Here is a 17764-nt window from a genome sequence, read left to right as displayed (position 1 = left end):
GGAGCCCATCGTGGAACTGACCACCATCTGGTTTCTCCTCGTCGCCGTGCTGTTCACCGGGTACTTCATCCTGGAGGGCTTCGACTTCGGCGTCGGCATGCTGCTGCCCGTGCTCGGCCGCGACGACCGGGAACGCCGCGTCCTGATCAACACCATCGGCCCGGTCTGGGACGGCAACGAGGTGTGGCTGATCACCGCCGGTGGCGCCATGTTCGCCGCGTTCCCCGAGTGGTACGCGACCCTCTTCTCCGGCTTCTACCTGCCACTGCTGCTGATCCTGCTGGCCCTGATCGCCCGGGGCGTCGCGTTCGAGTACCGGCACAAGCGCCCCGAGGCGTCCTGGAAGCGCCGGTGGGACGCGGCGATCGTGGTCGGCTCGCTGCTGCCGGCGATCCTGTGGGGCGTCGCCTTCGCCAACATCCTGCGCGGCGTGCCACTGGACGCCGACCACGAGTACGTCGGCGGCCTGCTGAACCTGCTCAACCCGTACGCCCTGTTGGGCGGCGCGACCACACTCGCGCTGTTCCTCACCCACGGTGCGGTGTTCCTCGCCCTGAAGACCACCGGCGACATCCGCGAGCGCGCGGGCGCGCTCGCCGTACGCCTGGGTGTGGGTGCCGCCGTGCTCTCGGTCGGGTTCCTGACCTGGACGTTGAGCATCCGCTCCAGCGCGGCCGCCGTCGTGCTCGCCGTCGGCGCGGCCCTCGCCCTGCTCGGTGCTCTGGCCGCCGCCCGGGTACGGCGGGAGGGCTGGGCCTTCACCGGCACCGCCGTGGCGATCGGTCTGGCGGTGGCGACCCTGTTCGCTGCGCTGTTCCCGAACGTGCTGCCCTCCACCCTGGACACGGCCGGCACGCTGACGGCCACCAACGCCGCGTCCACCCCGTACACCCTGAAGATCATGACCTGGGTGGCGGTGTTCTTCACTCCGATCGTGCTGGCCTACCAGGGCTGGACGTACTGGGTGTTCCGCAAGCGCATCGGCGTGGCCAACATCCCGCAGCACTGACCGACTCGACACCCCGCCGATCTTGCAGTTTCGGTCGCCGCGATGCGTGGAAATGCCCCGCATGCCGCGACAGGAACTACAAGATCGCGTGGCTAGTTGATCATGATGCGAGTAAATCGGCCTTAGGTGCGCGGCCGTCTCGCTACGGTGTGCCGATGCCCGCCACCGTGCACGTACGCGAACTCACCGCCGACGACCTCGACGCCGCCTGGGAGCTGGGCCGGTTCGCGTTCGGCTCCGACCCGCAGCGGCCCGCGCAGGCCACCGCCACGCCCGCCGGCCTGACCCGTCACGGCGCGTTCGACGACAGCGGTCGGCTCGTCGGCAAGGCCGTCGACCTGCACCACGACCAGTGGTGGTCGGGCCGGGCGGTGTCGGCAGCCGACGTCGCCGGGGTGGCGGTCGCCCCCGAGGCCCGGGGCCGGGGCGTGGGCCGTGCCCTGCTCACCGCCCTGCTGCGCGGGGCCCACGCGCGTGGCGCGGCGGTGAGCGCGCTCTATCCGACCGTCGCCGCCCCGTACCGGGCCTGCGGATGGGAGACCGCCGGGGTGCTGCGCACCGTCGATCTGAGCACCGCCGCTCTGCCCCGGCACCGGCCCGCGTCGCACCTCACCGTGCGGGCCGGCACGGTGGTCGACCTGCCCGCCGTCGCCGACCTGTACGAGCGCGTCGCCCGGTACCGCAACGGCATGCTGACCCGCCGGGGTGAGCTGTTCGACTTCTTTGCCGTCGACGGGGGTCTGCCCGGCGACGGTCTCACCCTCGTCGAGGCCGACGGCGACCTGGTCGGCTACGCCACCTGGCAGCGGGGCCGGGGTTACGGCGCGAATTCCGTGCTCACCGTCGACGAGGCCCTGGCCGTCACCCCCGAGGCCGCCCGGGAGATCGTCGGGGTGCTTGGCAGTTGGGCCAGCGTCGCGCCGACCCTGCGGCTGTGCCCCCTCGACGGGGACGCGGTCAGCGTCCACCTGCCGTTGGAGTCGGCCCGTGACCACGAGCGGGACCTGTGGATGCACCGACCGGTCGACGTCGCCCGCGCGGTGAGCGCGCGGGGGTGGCCCGCGCACGCCCGGGGTGTTGTCGACTTCGGCCTCACCGACGCGCTCGCCGACTGGAACTGCGGCACCTGGCGGTTGACCGTCGCCGACGGCGCCGCCGAGCTCACCCGCGTCGACGGCGAGGCCGACCTGCGGTTGGACGTGCGCGGTTTCGCCCTGCTCTACGCCGGGGCCGCCCTGGCCCGCTCGGTCGCGCAGGCCGGGCTGCTGCACCACAGCCCGGGTGTCGACCCGGCCGCGCTCGACCTCCTGGCCTCCGGCGGGCCCGCGCAGTTGCTCGATTACTTCTGACCGGCTGCCGACGGTTTCCGCCTCCGACGTGGGAACCCGACGTCGGCAGCGGACAGATACAGGTGTGACAGCCGAGATGCGGGCCCGGATCCGGGCCGGAGACACCGATGCGTTGGGCGAGCTCTTCGATGAGCACGCCGACGCGGTTCATCGACATGCGCTGTGGAGCGGAAGCGATCCGGCGCACGCCGAGGACGTGGTGTCGCTGACCTTCCTCGAAGCGTGGAGGATCCGCGAATCCCTGCGCCCGGACGGGGACAGCCTGCGGCCGTGGCTGCTCGGGATCGCGACCAACGTCCTGCGCAATCGCCGACGGGCAGCGCGCCGGCACCGGGAGGCGTTGCGGCGGCTGCCGGTACGCGACACCGTCCCGGACTTCGCCGACGCGGTGGTCGACCGGATGTACGACGCCGACCAGGTGGCCGCCGCGATGGCGGGACTGCGGGCATTGCGTCGCGCCGACCGGGAGGTGTTCCTGCTCTGCGTGTGGTCGCAACTGGACTACGCGGCGGCGGCCGAGGCGCTGGGCGTACCCGTCGGGACCGTGCGCTCCCGGCTGTCACGGGCCCGGACCCGGCTGCGAGCACTGGCGCAGCAGGAGCTGGCCGGCACCCGGATGACCCCCGTCGAGCAGGGAGAGTACCGATGACAGAGCCCACCGCCCCGCCCGCGCCGGCCCTGCCGGCGATGCGCCGACAGGCACTGCGGCATCATCTGTTGACCGAGATCCGGCGGCCGTCGAGGCGGCCACGGATGAGGGTGCTCGCGCCCGTGGCGGGCGTCCTGACCGTCGCCGTCGCGGCCGGGATGATCGCCCAGCCGTGGTCGCCCGACAGCGCGCCATTGATCGTCCCGGTCGAGCAGGGGGAACGCCTCGGGGCGTCACTGCTGCTGAACCGGATGGCCGCGGTGGCCACCGACAAGCCGGGGCCACCCTCCGGCGAGGGCGGGTACGTCTACATCAGGAGCCGGGGCGCGTTCGCCGAGCTCGGTGACGGCCCGGCGCGGCTTCGACCGGTGCACGAGCGGGAGATCTGGATCCCCCGGCACGAGCGGGGTGACGGCCTGCTGCGGCAGCCGTTCTTCCACGCGCCGATCATCGGTGTGATCCCGCAGCGCGAGACACTCACGGACGTGACGCCGAACGCGGCGCTGGTCGACCTGCCCGAGGACCCGGACGCCCTGCTGGCGAAGCTGTACCGGGAACGCCAGCAGCGGGGCCGGGGCAACAGCCGTGACGGCGCGGCGTTCACCGCGATCGGCGACATCCTGCGCGAGTCGTTGGTGCCGCCGGTCACGAGCGCCGCGCTCTACCGGGCCGCGGCGAAGATCCCCGGGGTCGAGGTGGTGCGCGGGGTCGCCGACGCGGCCGGGCGGCGGGGGATAGCGGTCGCGCACACCGAGCGGAGCCGCCGCGACGAGTGGATCTTCGACGAGCAGACCTTCGACTACCTCGGTGAGCGCAGCTATCTCGTGGCGGACACCGACGACGGGCCGGCCGGAACGGTGCTGGGCACGACCGCGGTGCTGCAACGGGCCGTGGTGTCGGAGCTCGGGCAGCGCCCGGCGCGCTAGGTGCTCCGGGCGGCCGGCCCCAGGGCTCACCGTCCTGGGCGCCGGTCGCCCGGTTGCGGCGTGCAGTCAGGCCGGTCACCGCCAACACGGCCTCGGCGCGGTCAGGCCGGGATCACCGCCAGCTCGGCGTTCGCGCGCTGGGTGACGATGGTGAGCACCCGCGCTGCCGTCCTGGCCTCGTCGGCGGGGATCTCCGCGTACAGCCGGGCGCTGAGGTCGGCGACGGCGGCGACGACGCCGCGCTGCGTGGCGCGACCGGTGTCGGTGAGCGTCAGCCGCGGTTCGTCGCCTCCGGCCGCGCCGTCGGCCCGCGCGAGGTCGGCGTCGACGAGTTGGTCGACCACCTGGCGCACGGCCGACTCGTCGATCTTGAGCGTGTTGGTGACCCGGTGCGTGAGGTGTGCGCGTTCGACCGGGCCCTGGGCGAGGACGTGCAGCGCGACCACCTGGTTGAACGTGACGCCGAGGGGGCTGATGGCCCGTTCGAGCAGGGCCCGGGTGGCGTAGTGGGCGTGGCCGATGACCTGGCCGTTGAGGGCGGGGATGGTGGACATGACGCCTCCTTCGATACGTTGGCTGAACCAACGTTGGTCCCGCCAACGTAACACCCGATCGTGGGTCGCACCAACGATTACTGCTAGGCTTCGCCCCATGGACAACGCGGCCCCGCAGTCACCCGCCGGGCTCAGCACCACCCCGAGCTGGCTACTCAACCAGACCGCCGGACACGCCGCCCGCCTGCTCAGCGAGGGCTTCGCCGCGCACGACCTCCGCGGCTACCACTACCGCCTGCTGGCCACCCTGGCCCAGGATGGGCCCGCGAGCCAGGCCGACCTCGGCCGCCGCTGCGGCATCGACCGCAGCGACGTGGTGGCCGCCATCAACGACCTGGCCGGCCGAGGGCTCGTGGTGCGTGCCCCCGACCCGGCCGATCGCCGCCGCAACGTCATCAGCGCCACCGACGCCGGCGCCGACGAGGCCCGCCGGATGGGCGTGACCCTCGAACGCGTCCAAGCCGACCTGCTGGCCCCGCTGTCGGCCACCGAACGCGAGCAGTTGACGCGACTGCTCACCCGACTGCTGCACCACCACAGCCGGCACTGACCCGTCTCAGCGGGCCTCGCGTAGCTCCGCCAGCCGGGCCTCGATCTCGGCCAGCTCGGCGCGTAGCTTGTCGGCCTGCTGCTCCGCCTCGGCCCGCTCGGTGCCCAGGATCTGCTCCACCGCCTCCTGCACCCCCGGCACGTCGACCAGGGCCACCATCTTCAACGCCTCCGCCGGCTTCACCACGTACGGCTTCGCCAGTGCCTTGCTGCCCTGCTGCGCGGCGACGGTCCACTCACCGTCGGCGTACGCCAAGGTCACGGTGAGGCCCGCGGGGCCCTTCGGCTTGACGGCCTTGACCGCCCGCCGCGCCGGCGGCTTCTCGGTCTGCTCCACCTTCGGCTCCTCCTGTCGCTGCGCGGGCACCCGCGGCATGTCCAACACGAACTCCGGCGCGGCCACCGCCGGCGGCTCGGGCTCGGCCTCCGGCTTCGGCTCCACCACCCGGCGAGTGACGCCCTTGGGCGCCACGGCCAGGTCGGCGGGGGAGAACGGCAACTCGTCGCGACCGAAGCGCACCACCACGAACTCGTCGGACACCTCCGGGTCGGTCAGCTCGATCACCTGACCGACCTGACCGGCGATCTGCCCCGCCGCCGCGGTGAACACCACCCGCGGTTTACGCCCGGCCGCCAACGACTCCCGGATGCTCTGCACCTCGCTAGTGGACAAACCCTGGCCGGCATCCATCACAACCCTCTTCCGTACACCTGTTTGATTGCTGTCTTGATACCAGCCGACTGCGACACCCGCCGCACGGGGCTCACGCCCGCTCAGCCGCCCAGCGCCCGCAGCGCCCGGTCGGCGTGCTCGTTCATGCTGACCTCGCTGTGGATCACCTCGATGACCCGCTGGTCCGTGCCGATGACGAACGTCATCCGCTTCATGCTCAACGGCCCCAGCGGCACCCGCCGCTTGACGCCGAACTGCTGCGCCACCGCGCCGTCAGCGTCCGACAGCAGCGGATAGTCGAAGCCGTGCAGCTTCGAGAACTCGGCCTGCTTCGCCACCGGGTCGCGGCTGATGCCCACCCGCGTCGCGCCCAACGCCGTGAACTCCGCCGCGAGGTCACGGAAGTGGCAACTCTCCGCCGTGCACCCCCGGGTCATCGCCGCCGGGTAGAAGAACAGCACCACCGGCCCGGCCGCCACGAACTCCGACAGCCGCCGCGGCGTGCCCGTCTCATCCAGCAGCTCGAAATCCTGCACCACGTCGCCGACACCCACACCCGCCACCGCGCACCTCCATCGTCTGATCGACAGCGCGGTGAGCGTAAGCGATCACGCCCAGATCGCCGCCACCTCGTCGGCCACCACGTCGGCCTGGGCCCGCCCGGCCCGCGCCGCGCCCGCGCGCCGAGCCGGGTCCAGCACGTTGCGGCCGATCGCCGTGCGCGCCGCCGCGTCCGGCGTCAGCACCACCACCCGCGACCCGGCCGCCCGCAACGCGTCCACCTGCGCCGACAGTCGTGGCATCGGCCCGAACGCCGCCGACGTCGGCGCGAGCACCAGCACCCTGCGCGCGTCCGCCGCCAGGTCCGCGTTCACGCTCGAACGCATTCCACCGTCGACGAAGCGGCGTGCGCCGATCGTCACCGGCGGCCACACCCCGGGCACCGCGCAACTCGCGCCCACCGCGTCCACCAGGGACACCCCGCTGTCGCTGTCGAACACCACGAACTCACCGGACGACGCGTCCACCGCCGTGACCAGCAGCCGCCGCCGCGGCCACTCCCGGTCCGGCAGACGGGCCTCGATCACCGCCCGTCGCGACGCCTCCGACTGGGTACGCGCCGCCACCGCCATCGCCCCGATGCGGGCCCGCGAACGCACCGCGTCACGGGTCCGCCCACCGGCCCAGATCAGCCGCGCCAGCGTCGCGAAGCCCAACCGTGCCGCCAGCTCACTCGACGGCGGCGCCAACTGCTCGGCGTAGAAACGCTCGACGGGCAACCCGGAGCACACCTGCGCGCCGACCATCGAACCCGCCGACGTGCCCACCACCAGATCCGCCTCGGTGACCGGCACGCCCCGCTCGACCAACCCGGCCAGCAGCCCCAACTCCCAGGCCACCCCGGTCACCCCGCCACCGCCGAGCACCAACGCCCGCTGCATGTGACCCTCCTCTCGACGACCGACCCGCGCCGGTCACGGTAGCGTCGGCACGACCATCGCGCAGCGGTCAGACCCCCCGGGAGGCACAGTGGCACCCGTCACCCTCGTCACCGGCGGTGGCCGGGGCATCGGCGCGGCCACCGCCCGCCGGCTCGCCGCCGCCGGTCACCACGTCGCCCTGTGCTACCGCCGCGACGAGGCCGCCGCCACCGCCGTCCTGGCCGACCTGCGGGCCGCCGGCGCACAGGCCATCGCGGTACGCGCCGACACCACCGACCCCGAACAGGTGCACACCCTGTTCGACGCGGCCGCGCAGCTCGGCCCGCTCACCGGCCTGGTCAACAACGCCGGCGTCACCAGCCTGATCGGGCCGTTCACCGAGCTGCGTGTCGAGGACCTGCGCCGGGTCGTCGACGTCAACCTCGTCGGCTACGTCCTCTGCGCCCAGCAGGCCGCCCGCCGGCTCACCGACGGCGGGGCGATCGTCAACGTCTCGTCGGCGGCCGCGACCCTCGGCAGCCCGGGGGAGTACGTGCACTACGCCGCCGTGAAGGCCGCCACCGACACCCTGACCGTCGGCCTGGCCAAGGAACTCGCCCCGAAGGGCATCCGGGTCAACGCCGTGGCCCCCGGCATCGTGCGCACCGACATCCACGCCGATTCCGGGGTGCCCGACCGCGCCGACTCCGCCGTCGGTCGGATCCCGCTGGGCCGCGCCGGCGAACCCGACGAGATCGCCGCCGCCATCGCCTGGCTGCTCGGCCCGGACGCCTCGTACGCCACCGGGACCGTGCTGCGCGTCTCCGGCGGCCTCTGACCACGTGTCCACCCGGTCGGAAACCCGCCGGGCGTCCACGCCGTCGGAGACCGCCGGATCCGGCTCAGTGGGTGAACAGCTTCGCCGCGGTCACCACGGTCTGGGCGACCCCGTAGCCGAGCAGCGCCGCCACCACCAACCAGGAGATCCACAACCGGGTCTGCTGCCCGGGTCGGCTGTCCTCACTCATCGCGTACCACTCCTCTGCGTTGTCATGTCCCCGTCCACGTCCCGATCCGCGTCCTCATCGGCGCCCTGTTGCGCCCTCTGCTCCGTCGACGGTTCGTGGTAGCGCTGCGGGACCGGCCGCACCAGCAGGTTCGCCACGAAGCCCACGGCCAGCACAGCCACCATCGTGAACAGCGCCGGGCGGTACGCCGCGGCCGTCAGCGAGCCCGGCTCGCCCTGCGCGTCGAGGAACCCGTTGACGATCAGCGGGCCGGCGATCCCCGCCGCCGACCACGCGGTCAGCAGCCGACCGTGGATCGCACCGACCTGGAAGGTGCCGAACAGGTCCCGCAGGTACGCCGGCACTGTCGCGAAGCCACCGCCGTAGAACGACAGGATCACGCACGCCAACAGCACGAACAGGGCCGTAGAGGTCTGCCCGACGAGCGCCAGCAGCGCGTAGAGCACCATGCCGACACCCAGGTACACCAGGTAGATCGGTTTGCGGCCGATGATGTCCGAGGTGGACGACCACACGAACCGCCCGGCCATGTTGAACAGCGACAGCAGACCCACGAACCCGCCGGCCGCCGCGACGGTCACCGCCGAGGTGCCGTTGTCGCGGAAGAAGTCCTGGATCATCGGGCTGGCCTGTTCCAGGATGCCGATGCCGGCGGTCACGTTGCAGAACAGCACGACCCACAGCAACCAGAACGAGCGGGTCTTCACCGCGTTCGCCGCCGACACGTTCGCCGTCGTGACCAGCGGCTTCGCCGCCACACTGGCCGGGTCGAAGCCGGCCGGCCGCCAATCCTGCGCCGGCACCCGCACGTTCGCCACCCCGAACATCATGATGACGAAGTAGCCCAGGCCGAGGGTCACGAACAGCCACACCAGGGCGCTGCCCGACGCGGTCGACCCCGCGTTGGCCGGGTCGTAGCCGGCGTCGTAGAACGACAGCAGTTGCCGCGACAGGGGAGAGGCGACCATCGCCCCACCACCGAACCCCATGATCGCCAACCCGGTGGCCAGCCCCGGCCGGTCCGGGAACCACTTGATCAGGGTGGAGACGGGGGAGATGTAGCCGATGCCCAGCCCGATGCCGCCGAGCAGCCCGTAGCCCAGGTACAGCAGCCACAGCTGCTTCGTGGCGATGCCCAACGAGCCCACCAGGAAACCCGCCGCCCAGAAACAGGCCGAGACGAACATGGCCTTACGCGGCCCGTTCGCCTCCACCCAGGTCCCGGCGACCGCGGCGGACAACCCGAGCATCACGATCGCGATGCTGAAGATCACCCCGATCGCCGTCTGGCTGGTGTCGAAGTGGGCGATCAGGGAGTTCTTGTAGACGCTGGTCGCGTAGACCTGACCGATGCAGAGGTGGATGGCCAACGCCGCCGGGGGGATGAGCCACCGGCTGTAGCCGGGCGGCGCGACGGTGTGCCGACGATCGAGTGCGGAAAGCATGCGCTGCTTCCTCTCCGATGAGGACGAGAAACGTCGCCCCCAACGTGCCCACAGCACTCGTAAGCGGCAAACCTCACCGTCGCCGGACGGTCGTTCCGCTGAGCTGAGCGGTCAGTCAGCGTCCGCGCGACGGGCGCCCGTTGGAGGCCGGCGCGCGGCCGGCCTCCAGCGGCGCACCGGCTCAGGCCGCGACCGCCGCCTCGGCGACCCGCTCGGCGTCGGGGCGCAGTTGTGGGGTGGCGAGCGAGATGGCCAGGTTGACGATCGCGAAGACGGCGGCGATCAACAGGCCACGGTGAAACCCGTCGACCAGCGCCTGCTGCTGACCGGCGCCGCGGCTGAGCGCGTCGGTGACGTGGGTGACCGACAGCGTCGTGACGATGGCCAACCCCAGCGCGCCGCCGACCTGGTACACGGCGGTGACCACACCGGACGCGGCGCCGGCCTCATGGTGCTCGACGTCGGAGATCGCGGAGATCTGGGCGGGTACGCCCAGCGTGGTGATACCCAGACCGAACAGCAGCAGGCCGGGCAGCAGCTCGCCGGCGTAGGAGCCGGTGGCGCTCGCCCCGCTGAGCAGCAGCAGGCCGATCACGCTGAGCAGCGCGCCGATGATCTGCAGGGTGCGGGTGCCGAGGCGGTGTACCAGTTGGGTGGCGAGGGCGGCGCCGGCGATGGCCGTCGCGCCCATCGGCAGGAACTGCAGGCCGGCGGTCAGCGGCGAGGCGCCGCGTACCTGCTGCAGGTAGATCGCGGTGAGGAAGAACATCGACAGGAACGCGGCGCCGTTGAGCGCCAACGCCCCACTGGAGACACTCAGCGCCCGGGAGCGGAACAGCCGCAGCGGTACCAGCGGCGCGGCCGAGCGCGCCTCGACGCCGACGAAGACCGCCAGCAGCGCGACCCCGCCGATGAGGGTGGCGAGCACCTGCGCCGAGCCCCAGCCGGCGGACTCGGCCCGGACCACGCCGAACACGACGGCGAGCAGACCGGTGGTGCCGAGGACCGCGCCGAGCGCGTCGAAGGTTCGGGGGCCGGGCTGGGAGTGCCGTACGGCCGCCACGAAGGTCGGCACGATCGCCACGAGGGCGATGACGATCGGTACGTTGACGAAGAAGACCCACCGCCAATTCAGCGCGTCGACGAGCAGGCCGCCGGCCACCACGCCCAGGGTGCCGCCGAGCCCGGCGAGGGCGCCCCAGATGCCCATGGCGATGTTGCGTTCCCGTCCGTGCGCGAACGTGACGGTGAGGATGGCCAGCGCCGCGGGGGAGAGCAACGCGCCGCCCAGGCCCTGCACGGCGCGCGCGGCGATCAGCAGGCCGGGCGAGGTAGCGAGTCCGGCGAGCAGGGACATGGCCCCGAACAGCGCCAGACCGACGATGAAGATCCGGCGGGCGCCGAGCAGGTCCGCGGCGCGACCGCCCAGCAGCAGGAAACCACCGAAGAGCAGGGTGTACGCGCTGATCACCCATTGCAGGTCGTCAGCGGTGAAACTCAGATCGGCCTGGATGTTGGGCAGCGCCACGTTCACGATCGTCACGTCGAGGATGACGATGAACTGCGCTACCGACAGCACCGCCAGAGTTGCCCAGGGACTACGTCGCATGCCTACCTCATCGGAGAGAGGGCGTCGCACGACGCGGTATACGCCGTACATCTACAACGTATACCGCCTTGTGTACGTAGTACACTGGGCTGGTGGTCAGTATGAGCAAGGACACCCCGCAGCGTCTCGACCCCACCGCGATCGTCGCGAGCGCACTGCGCATCGCCGACGCCGAGGGCCTGTCCGCGATCACCATCCGTCGGCTGGCCCAGGAGCACGGCGTCACCCCGATGGCGCTCTACCGGCACTTCCGGGACAAGGGCGACCTGCTCGACGCGCTCGCCGCACGCCTGCTCGCCAACATCCGCCTGCCCGAGCCGACCACCGCGCCCTGGGACGAGCAGGTCCGCGCCATCCTGGCCGCCTGCCTCGCCGCGCTACGCCCACACCCCACCGTCGCCGGGCTCGTCCCCACCCGCATCCTGCTGTCCGAGCCGGGCCTGATCCTGGTGGAGCGCATCCTCGCCCTGCTCCACGGGGCGGGCTACCCCCCGGAGCAGGCCACCGAGATCGGCAGCCAGGCCCTCTGCTCCCTGGTGACCCTCGTCGCCACCGAACCCGGCGCCATGGGAAGCACCGACCCGGACACCCGCGCCGACGCCATCCGCGCCAAGCGGGCCGCGCTGCAAGCGTTGGCGCCGCAGCGCTTTCCGCACATCCTCGCCGCCGCCGACGCACTCACCCTCTGCGGCGACCGGGACGGCTACTACAACCTGGGCATCGAGTTCGCCGTCGCCGGCATCCGCGGCATCCGCCCGGCGACCCGCACCACCGGGTGATCCCACCCGCACCGCTCACCAGCGGTGCGGGCGTGACCGGCCCGGCCCTGGCCCGCCGCTACCGCAGGTCCGGCAGGTGCCAGCCGCCAGCCAACGCCTCGGCGTCCGCCGGACCCCAACTGCTCTTCTCGTACGACTGCACCGCCGTCGGCAGATCCAGGATCGGCTCGACGATGCGCCACTCCTGCTCGATCGTCTCGGCACGCGCGAAGCGCAGGTGCTCACCGTCCATCGCGTCGTCGAGCAGCCGCTCGTACGCCTCCTGCCGGCGACCGAGAGCCGCGCCGAAGTCGACGGACAGATCCACCGGACGGCTCGCCACCTCGGCACCCGGGCTCTTCGCCTGGATCGACATGGTGATGCCGTCACCGCGCCCCAGGCGGAAACGCAGCAGGTTCGCGGCCCTCGCCGTGCCCCGCTCGGCGGGGATCAGCGAGCGCTGCGGCTGCTTGAACTCGACCACGACCTCCGTCGCCGTCCCCGGCAGGGACTTGCCGGTGCGCAGGTAGAACGGCACGCCCGCCCAGCGGGGGGAGTCGACAGTCAACCGGGTGGCCACGAACGTCTCCGTGTTCGAGCCCGCCGCCACACCGGGCTCGTCGCGGTAGCCGGCGTACTGCCCCCGGACGGTGGACTCCGGCGACAGCGGCGCGACCTGCCGCAGCACCGCGGCCTCCGCCTCCCGGAACGCCGCGGTGTCCTCGCTGGCCGGCGCCTCCATCGCGATGAGCGCCACGACCTGAAGGATGTGGTTCTGCAACACGTCCCGGGTCGCGCCCACCGTGTCGTAGAACCCGGCCCGGCCCTGGGTGCCGAACCCCTCGGCGAGGGTCACCTGGATGTTGTCGATGTGCTCGCTGTTCCACAGCGGCTCGAACAGCCGGTTGGCGAACCGGAAGGCGTAGAGGCTCTCGACGGCTTCCTTGCCGAGGTAGTGGTCGATGCGGAACACCCGCTCCGGCGCGAAGGCCGCGCCCAGGGTGCGATCCAACTCGCGGGAGGACTCCAGGTCACGCCCGAACGGCTTCTCCACGATCACCCGACCCCGGTCGGCCAGACCCACGGCCGCCAGGCCCTCGACGACGGAGCCGAACACCGCCGGAGGTATCGCCAGGTAGAACAACGGCCGCTCGGCGTCGCGCAGCCGCTCAGCCAGCCGCTGGTAGGTCGTCGGGTCCGCGTAGTTGCCGGAGATCATCGAAAGGTTGTCCGCCAGCCGATCGAAGGTCTCGTCGTCGATCTCGTCATTGGCCTCGGCAACCGACTTGCGGGCCATGGTGACCAACTGCTGATCATCCCAGGGGGAGCGGGCCACGCCGATCACCGGAACGTCGAGGCGGTCGCGCCGGGTCAACTCGTACAGCGCCGGAAACAGCTTCTTCGAGACGAGGTCTCCCGTGACGCCGAACAGCACTACCGCGTCTGAGCGCACGTGCATGGCACTTCCCATTCGATCATCCGAGCCTGATCTTCCGAACGGACAACGGCACGACCCACTCCAGGAATTCCCCAGCGTGCGGCGTACGTGAGGTCGGCGACAACACTGTCTCGACAAGCCCTTATGTTAAGGAAGGTTTACAGTACAGGCGAAACGCCGGTAGCCTGCGACTCTAATCGACGAAGGTCGATCACCATGAGGCCTGGAGGTACCGTGCGTCGCCGACACACCACCACACGGCTGCTGGCCCTAGCCGCCCTCGCGCTACCAGTCATCCTGCCCACAGCGCCCGCCACCGCCGCGACACCCACCGCACCAACCCGACACCTCAGCGACGTCATCCCCGCACCCGTCGAAACCCACCCCGACGCGCACAACACCTTCCGGATCACCCCCCTGACCGTCATCCGCACCACCCCAGGCTCAGCCGCCGCCCGGCGCATCGGTCACCAACTCGCCACCACACTGCGCCCCGCCACCGGCCACCCCCTGCCCGTCCTGCCCGCACGCTCCACCCCGCTACCCGAGATCGCCCTGCTCATCGGCGGCGCCGACGACCGCATCGGCCAACAGGGCTACCAACTCGACGTCACCCGCCGCAGCGTCACGATCCGCGCCAACACCCCCGAAGGGCTGTTCGCCGGCACCCAGACCCTGCGCCAACTGCTCCCCGCCGACATCGAGGCACCCGACCGGCAGAGGACCACCTGGACAGTCCCCGGCGGACGAATCATCGACTACCCACGCTTCGCCTACCGCGGCGCGATGCTCGACCTCGCACGCCACTTCCACACCGTCGACGACATCACCGCCTACGTGGACCTGCTCAGCCAGTACAAAATCAACTACCTGCACCTGCACCTCACCGACGACCAGGGCTGGCGCATCCAGATCGACTCCTGGCCCCGCCTCACCACCGTCGGCGGCGGACCCGGCACCGGCGTCGACGGCGTCGGCCCCGGATACCTCACCAAGGCCGACTACAAGGCCGTCGTCGCCTACGCCGCCGCACGACACATCACGATCATCCCCGAGATCGACATGCCCGGGCACACCAACGCCGCCCAGTCGACATACCCCGAACTCAACTGCGACGGCGTCGCACCGCCCCCGCGCACCGACATCGCGGTCGGCTACAGCTCGCTGTGCATCAACGACGAACTCACCTACCGCTTCGTCGAGGACGTCATCCGCGAACTCGCCGCCATCACCCCCGGACCATTCCTGCACGTCGGCGGCGACGAAGCCCACGCCACCACCGACGAGGACTACCGCACCTTCATGAACCGGGTCCTGCCCCTGGTCGCGAAGTACGGCAAGCGCGCCTCCGGATGGAACGAGATCACCCAGGCCGACCTGCCCACCGACGCCGTCGCCCAGTTCTGGGGCACCGGCACCACAAACGCCAGCCTCGCCGCGGCCGCCGCCCGCGGCAACAAGATCATCATGTCGCCGGCGAACAAGGCCTACCTCGACATGAAGTACGACGCCAACACCCGCCTCGGCCTCCGCTGGGCCGGCCTGATCGAGGTGTCCGACGCCTACGGCTGGGACCCCGCCACCCGCGTCACCGGCGTCGGCGAGAACGCCATCCTCGGCGTCGAGGCCCCACTGTGGTCCGAGACGCTACGCACCCTGGACGACATCGAATACATGGCCTTCCCCCGCCTACCCGCGATCGCCGAACTCGGCTGGTCCACCACCGCCAGCCACGACTGGGAATCGTTCCGAACCCGGCTGGGGGAGCAGGCACCCCGCTGGCGACTGCAACAGGTCGACTTCTACCCGTCCCCGCAGGTGCCCTGGATCTGACCCGCACCCCCGTCGCACGCTGATCGTGGGCGCCGGCCGGGTCGGCCGGCGCCCACGACCCTCAGCGACCGCAGGCGGCGTCCAACGCCTTCAGCGGCGGGTCGAGATCCGGCGCCTCGATCTCGGTGGCCTTCGCACCGGCCAGGTGCTTCTCCACGCCCGCGGCCAGGGTCTCCAACGCGGTCCGCACCTGCACGTCGGCAGCAGTCGGCGCCGCCGTCTTGAGGTCCTGCAACAGCGCGGTGTAGTGGCCGCGAACCTTCGCGCCCGCCTCCTTGGCACTGACCGGCTTGTCGATCGCGGCGATCGCGTCGTCGGCCATCGCGACGTAGTGCTTCTTGACAAAATCGAGACTCGCGTCGCAGACCTGCTTGCTGTTCGCCGCCACGTCGACGGTCGGGCTGGGCGCCCCGGTCGGCGACGGCGCGCCGGCCCCCGCGCTCTCCTTCTCGGCAGGCTGGCAGCCCACAACGAGGCCGACGGTCGCGACCAGGCCAACCACAATACGGACAGGCTTACTCGTCAAGGTGTTCCCCCGTGATGATGTGCGACCCCGCGGTTCGCGGTGAACGCGCGGCGGCCAGAGCGCACCACTGTAGACACCGGACGGCCATGACGCAGACCAGTTTCATGTCCGGCGTCCCGGCCCAACCTCGCACCTACACCGTGATCGACACGGCAGGGCACCACCTGGCGCACGAACAACCCACCCTGCTGCGATCACTCACCCAGGACTGGCCACGCCGCACGCGGACCTGACTGCCCAAGCTGGGGGAGCGGGTCCAGCACTGGTTCAGACTGGTCAGACACCAACGCTCTGCCGCTACCAGCGCGGTCACTGACGTGTTTCACCACGACGCGTGAGTGGTGCACGCTCACCTTGAAGAGCGGCAGTCAACTGATCCAAGCCCAGCGAACCCAACTCCAGCGCCTGACCATGGAATGCGCGCCGGTCACCGGGAAAGGACGACCGGCCGGCCAGCCACACGCGCTCACCCACCTTGTAAGCCAGCGCCTGCCCTGGCCGGCCCAGGTAACGCGCGAGCTCGGCGGATGCGTACGGCCCCTGATGACAGCGGTCCCGCAACAGCTTCAGCGCCGCGTCCGCCGTCCACGCGGCTCCGTCGTCAAAGGGCATCGGCAGTCGCAGGTGCAGGCCGATGTCGAGCACGACCCGCGCGGCACGCAGCAGCCGCATGTACAGGTACCCCATTCGAGCACCCGGCTGCTCGTAGAGCCCAAGCTCATCCATGAACCGCTCGGCGTACAGCGCCCAGCCCTCCTGGCTGCCGGAGAGGCCGCCGAGCAGGTTGAGTCGCTGTCCCAGGCCACCCCGGCAGACCTCGGAGCCAAGGTGGAGGTGATGACCAGGAACTCCCTCGTGATAGGCGGTGCTGTAGGCGTACCAGGTGGGAAAACTCGCTGCGTCCTCGGGGACGGACCACCAGACCCGACCCGGCCGGGTCAGGTCCCGCGACGGCCCGGTGTAGGCAATGCCGGACGACGTTGTCAACCGCGACTCGATGTGCCGAAGCGGGGCGGGGATGTCGAAGTACACACCGTCCAGTCGCTCGGTGGCGGCCTCCAACAGCTCCTGCAGCCACGCAGCGAACGCCTCCCTGCTGTGCAGGGCACCGGGTGCGTCGGGGCTGTTGAGCCGGGCAAGCGCCTCTGGCACGCTCCCGCCCAGGGCCTTCGCCTCCGCGATCAATTCAGCCTCTGTCGCTCTGAACTCGTCCCAGCCCCAGTCGTACAGCTCGCGCAGATCAGGCTGGGCCGCGAGGAAGGTACGCACCCAGAGTGCGTACCGCTGCTGACCGAACGCTTCCTGCTCAACGGCCCGCGGTGCCAGGTCCGCGGTCAGCATCCCAACCAGTTTCTGGTACGCCTCTCGCGAGCCCGTCGCTGCAGCCTGCAACGACGCCCGCTGACGCCCCTCGCCGTAGCGGTCCACCAGGGCGACATCGTCGTCGATCCAGTTGCGGCAGCGCTGCGTGACGAGCTCCACCTGACGCCGTGCCGGCACATTGCCGCGCTCCGCGGCGAGTAGGAGGCTGCGGGCGTACCCGTCCAGGGCTGCGGGGATCGCGGCCATACGTGCGCCGACACGAGCCCAACCCTCCTCGAAGGCCGCGCCCTCGGCACCGCGGACGGGAACCGCGGCCTCGACGGCCTGGCGGATGAGCTGGAGCGGACCGGTGGCCGCGGCGTGCAGTTCGCGCAGGTCCTCTCCAGCGTCGTGGAAGGCGAGACGCGTACGCAGCCGCTCGGCGAGGTGGGCGTGCAACGGGCCCGCAGCCGGAAGAGCATCGCCCAAGCTCTCCAGCTCGCGCAGGGCGCGGGCTGCGAGGTCGGCGCGGGCCTGGTGGCCCTCCGGGCCGTAGTCGGTAAGCCCGTCGACATCCTGCTCGCCAGCGTCGACGACCGCTGTGCAGGGGTCGAGGCCAGCCGTGTCGCACAGGAGTCGATCCGCGAAGTCCTCGATCACGCCGCCAATGCTAGGACCTTGCCCCAGCTGCCGTG

General features: G+C 71.3%; 19 protein-coding genes. 9 read left to right on the top strand and 10 right to left on the bottom strand.

The genetic code is table 11. The annotated features are described in order from the left end of the window. Window positions 1–10 precede the first annotated feature (10 nt). The 4 genes from cydB (at window position 11) to OHB44_RS17430 (ending at window position 3933) form a co-directional block, all read left to right on the top strand. Window positions 11–1009, top strand: a complete 999-nt coding sequence (gene cydB, locus OHB44_RS17445) for a cytochrome d ubiquinol oxidase subunit II (protein ID WP_330437570.1) — start codon at window positions 11–13, stop codon at window positions 1007–1009. Between the two features lie 155 nt (window positions 1010–1164). Next, entirely contained in the window at window positions 1165–2358 is a 1194-nt protein-coding gene (locus tag OHB44_RS17440) for a GNAT family N-acetyltransferase (protein ID WP_330437569.1), read from the top strand. Window positions 2359–2422: 64 nt separating this feature from the next. Further along, the gene (locus OHB44_RS17435; RefSeq protein WP_238685642.1) at window positions 2423–3007 is read left to right on the top strand and encodes an RNA polymerase sigma factor; all 585 of its coding nucleotides are present in this window, start codon (window positions 2423–2425) and stop codon (window positions 3005–3007) included. After that, entirely contained in the window at window positions 3004–3933 is a 930-nt protein-coding gene (locus OHB44_RS17430) for a CU044_5270 family protein (RefSeq protein WP_330437568.1), read from the top strand. The genes OHB44_RS17435 and OHB44_RS17430 overlap by 4 nt, the downstream gene beginning before the upstream one ends. 101 nt (window positions 3934–4034) lie before the next feature. Here the strand turns inward: OHB44_RS17430 and OHB44_RS17425 are convergent, their stop codons facing one another. Next, window positions 4035–4487 (bottom strand): MarR family winged helix-turn-helix transcriptional regulator, encoded by a 453-nt coding sequence (locus OHB44_RS17425; protein WP_238685644.1) that lies wholly within the window; start codon window positions 4485–4487, stop codon window positions 4035–4037. Between the two features lie 97 nt (window positions 4488–4584). Here OHB44_RS17425 and OHB44_RS17420 point away from each other — a divergent pair, with 97 nt between their 5' ends. After that, on the top strand, window positions 4585–5037 hold the full coding sequence (locus OHB44_RS17420; protein ID WP_238685645.1) for a MarR family winged helix-turn-helix transcriptional regulator: 453 nt from the start codon (window positions 4585–4587) through the stop codon (window positions 5035–5037). Window positions 5038–5043: 6 nt separating this feature from the next. On the opposite strand, the gene OHB44_RS17415 is transcribed toward OHB44_RS17420, so the two are convergent. The 3 genes from OHB44_RS17415 to OHB44_RS17405 form a co-directional block, all read right to left on the bottom strand. Then, complete coding sequence (locus OHB44_RS17415) at window positions 5044–5727, bottom strand: hypothetical protein (RefSeq protein ID WP_238685646.1); 684 nt, start codon at window positions 5725–5727, stop codon at window positions 5044–5046. Window positions 5728–5810: 83 nt separating this feature from the next. Next, window positions 5811–6272: a peroxiredoxin gene (locus tag OHB44_RS17410; RefSeq protein ID WP_308193706.1), complete on the bottom strand. Its 462-nt coding sequence runs from the start codon at window positions 6270–6272 to the stop codon at window positions 5811–5813. Between the two features lie 45 nt (window positions 6273–6317). Next, the gene (locus tag OHB44_RS17405; RefSeq protein WP_238685647.1) at window positions 6318–7151 is read right to left on the bottom strand and encodes a patatin-like phospholipase family protein; all 834 of its coding nucleotides are present in this window, start codon (window positions 7149–7151) and stop codon (window positions 6318–6320) included. An 88-nt stretch (window positions 7152–7239) separates the two neighbouring features. Here OHB44_RS17405 and OHB44_RS17400 point away from each other — a divergent pair, with 88 nt between their 5' ends. Then, window positions 7240–7968 (top strand): SDR family oxidoreductase, encoded by a 729-nt coding sequence (locus OHB44_RS17400; protein WP_330437567.1) that lies wholly within the window; start codon window positions 7240–7242, stop codon window positions 7966–7968. A 64-nt stretch (window positions 7969–8032) separates the two neighbouring features. Here the strand turns inward: OHB44_RS17400 and OHB44_RS17395 are convergent, their stop codons facing one another. The 3 genes from OHB44_RS17395 to OHB44_RS17385 all read right to left on the bottom strand — a co-directional run bounded on the left by OHB44_RS17395 (window position 8033) and on the right by OHB44_RS17385 (window position 11212). After that, window positions 8033–8158, bottom strand: coding sequence for an MFS transporter small subunit (locus OHB44_RS17395; RefSeq protein ID WP_266302508.1), 126 nt, complete (start codon window positions 8156–8158; stop codon window positions 8033–8035). Then, the gene (locus OHB44_RS17390; protein ID WP_330437566.1) at window positions 8155–9603 is read right to left on the bottom strand and encodes an OFA family MFS transporter; all 1449 of its coding nucleotides are present in this window, start codon (window positions 9601–9603) and stop codon (window positions 8155–8157) included. The genes OHB44_RS17395 and OHB44_RS17390 overlap by 4 nt, the downstream gene beginning before the upstream one ends. Before the next feature lie 181 nt (window positions 9604–9784). After that, window positions 9785–11212, bottom strand: a complete 1428-nt coding sequence (locus OHB44_RS17385; RefSeq protein ID WP_266302510.1) for a DHA2 family efflux MFS transporter permease subunit — start codon at window positions 11210–11212, stop codon at window positions 9785–9787. A 101-nt stretch (window positions 11213–11313) separates the two neighbouring features. Here OHB44_RS17385 and OHB44_RS17380 point away from each other — a divergent pair, with 101 nt between their 5' ends. Continuing rightward, on the top strand, window positions 11314–11991 hold the full coding sequence (locus OHB44_RS17380) for a TetR/AcrR family transcriptional regulator (protein WP_330441245.1): 678 nt from the start codon (window positions 11314–11316) through the stop codon (window positions 11989–11991). A 58-nt stretch (window positions 11992–12049) separates the two neighbouring features. Here the strand turns inward: OHB44_RS17380 and zwf are convergent, their stop codons facing one another. Next, entirely contained in the window at window positions 12050–13429 is a 1380-nt protein-coding gene (gene zwf, locus OHB44_RS17375) for a glucose-6-phosphate dehydrogenase (protein ID WP_266302511.1), read from the bottom strand. Between the two features lie 213 nt (window positions 13430–13642). Between zwf and OHB44_RS17370 the strand changes: the two genes are divergently transcribed. Then, on the top strand, window positions 13643–15241 hold the full coding sequence (locus OHB44_RS17370) for a beta-N-acetylhexosaminidase (RefSeq protein WP_330437565.1): 1599 nt from the start codon (window positions 13643–13645) through the stop codon (window positions 15239–15241). A gap of 61 nt (window positions 15242–15302) precedes the next feature. Here OHB44_RS17370 and OHB44_RS17365 read toward each other — a convergent pair whose 3' ends face one another. Then, a complete protein-coding gene (locus OHB44_RS17365) occupies window positions 15303–15743 on the bottom strand; it encodes a hypothetical protein (protein ID WP_330437564.1) in 441 nt (146 codons plus the stop codon). Between the two features lie 110 nt (window positions 15744–15853). On the opposite strand from OHB44_RS17365, the gene OHB44_RS17360 reads away from it, so the two are divergent. After that, window positions 15854–16000, top strand: coding sequence for a hypothetical protein (locus OHB44_RS17360; RefSeq protein WP_330437563.1), 147 nt, complete (start codon window positions 15854–15856; stop codon window positions 15998–16000). Window positions 16001–16076: 76 nt separating this feature from the next. Here OHB44_RS17360 and OHB44_RS17355 read toward each other — a convergent pair whose 3' ends face one another. After that, window positions 16077–17729, bottom strand: a complete 1653-nt coding sequence (locus OHB44_RS17355) for a DUF885 domain-containing protein (protein WP_330437562.1) — start codon at window positions 17727–17729, stop codon at window positions 16077–16079. Window positions 17730–17764: the final 35 nt, after the last annotated feature.

This window comes from Micromonospora sp. NBC_00821, from assembly GCF_036347035.1.
Classification (GTDB): Bacteria; Actinomycetota; Actinomycetes; order Mycobacteriales; family Micromonosporaceae; genus Micromonospora; species Micromonospora hortensis.
This window is presented reverse-complemented; position numbering and strand designations above follow the sequence as displayed.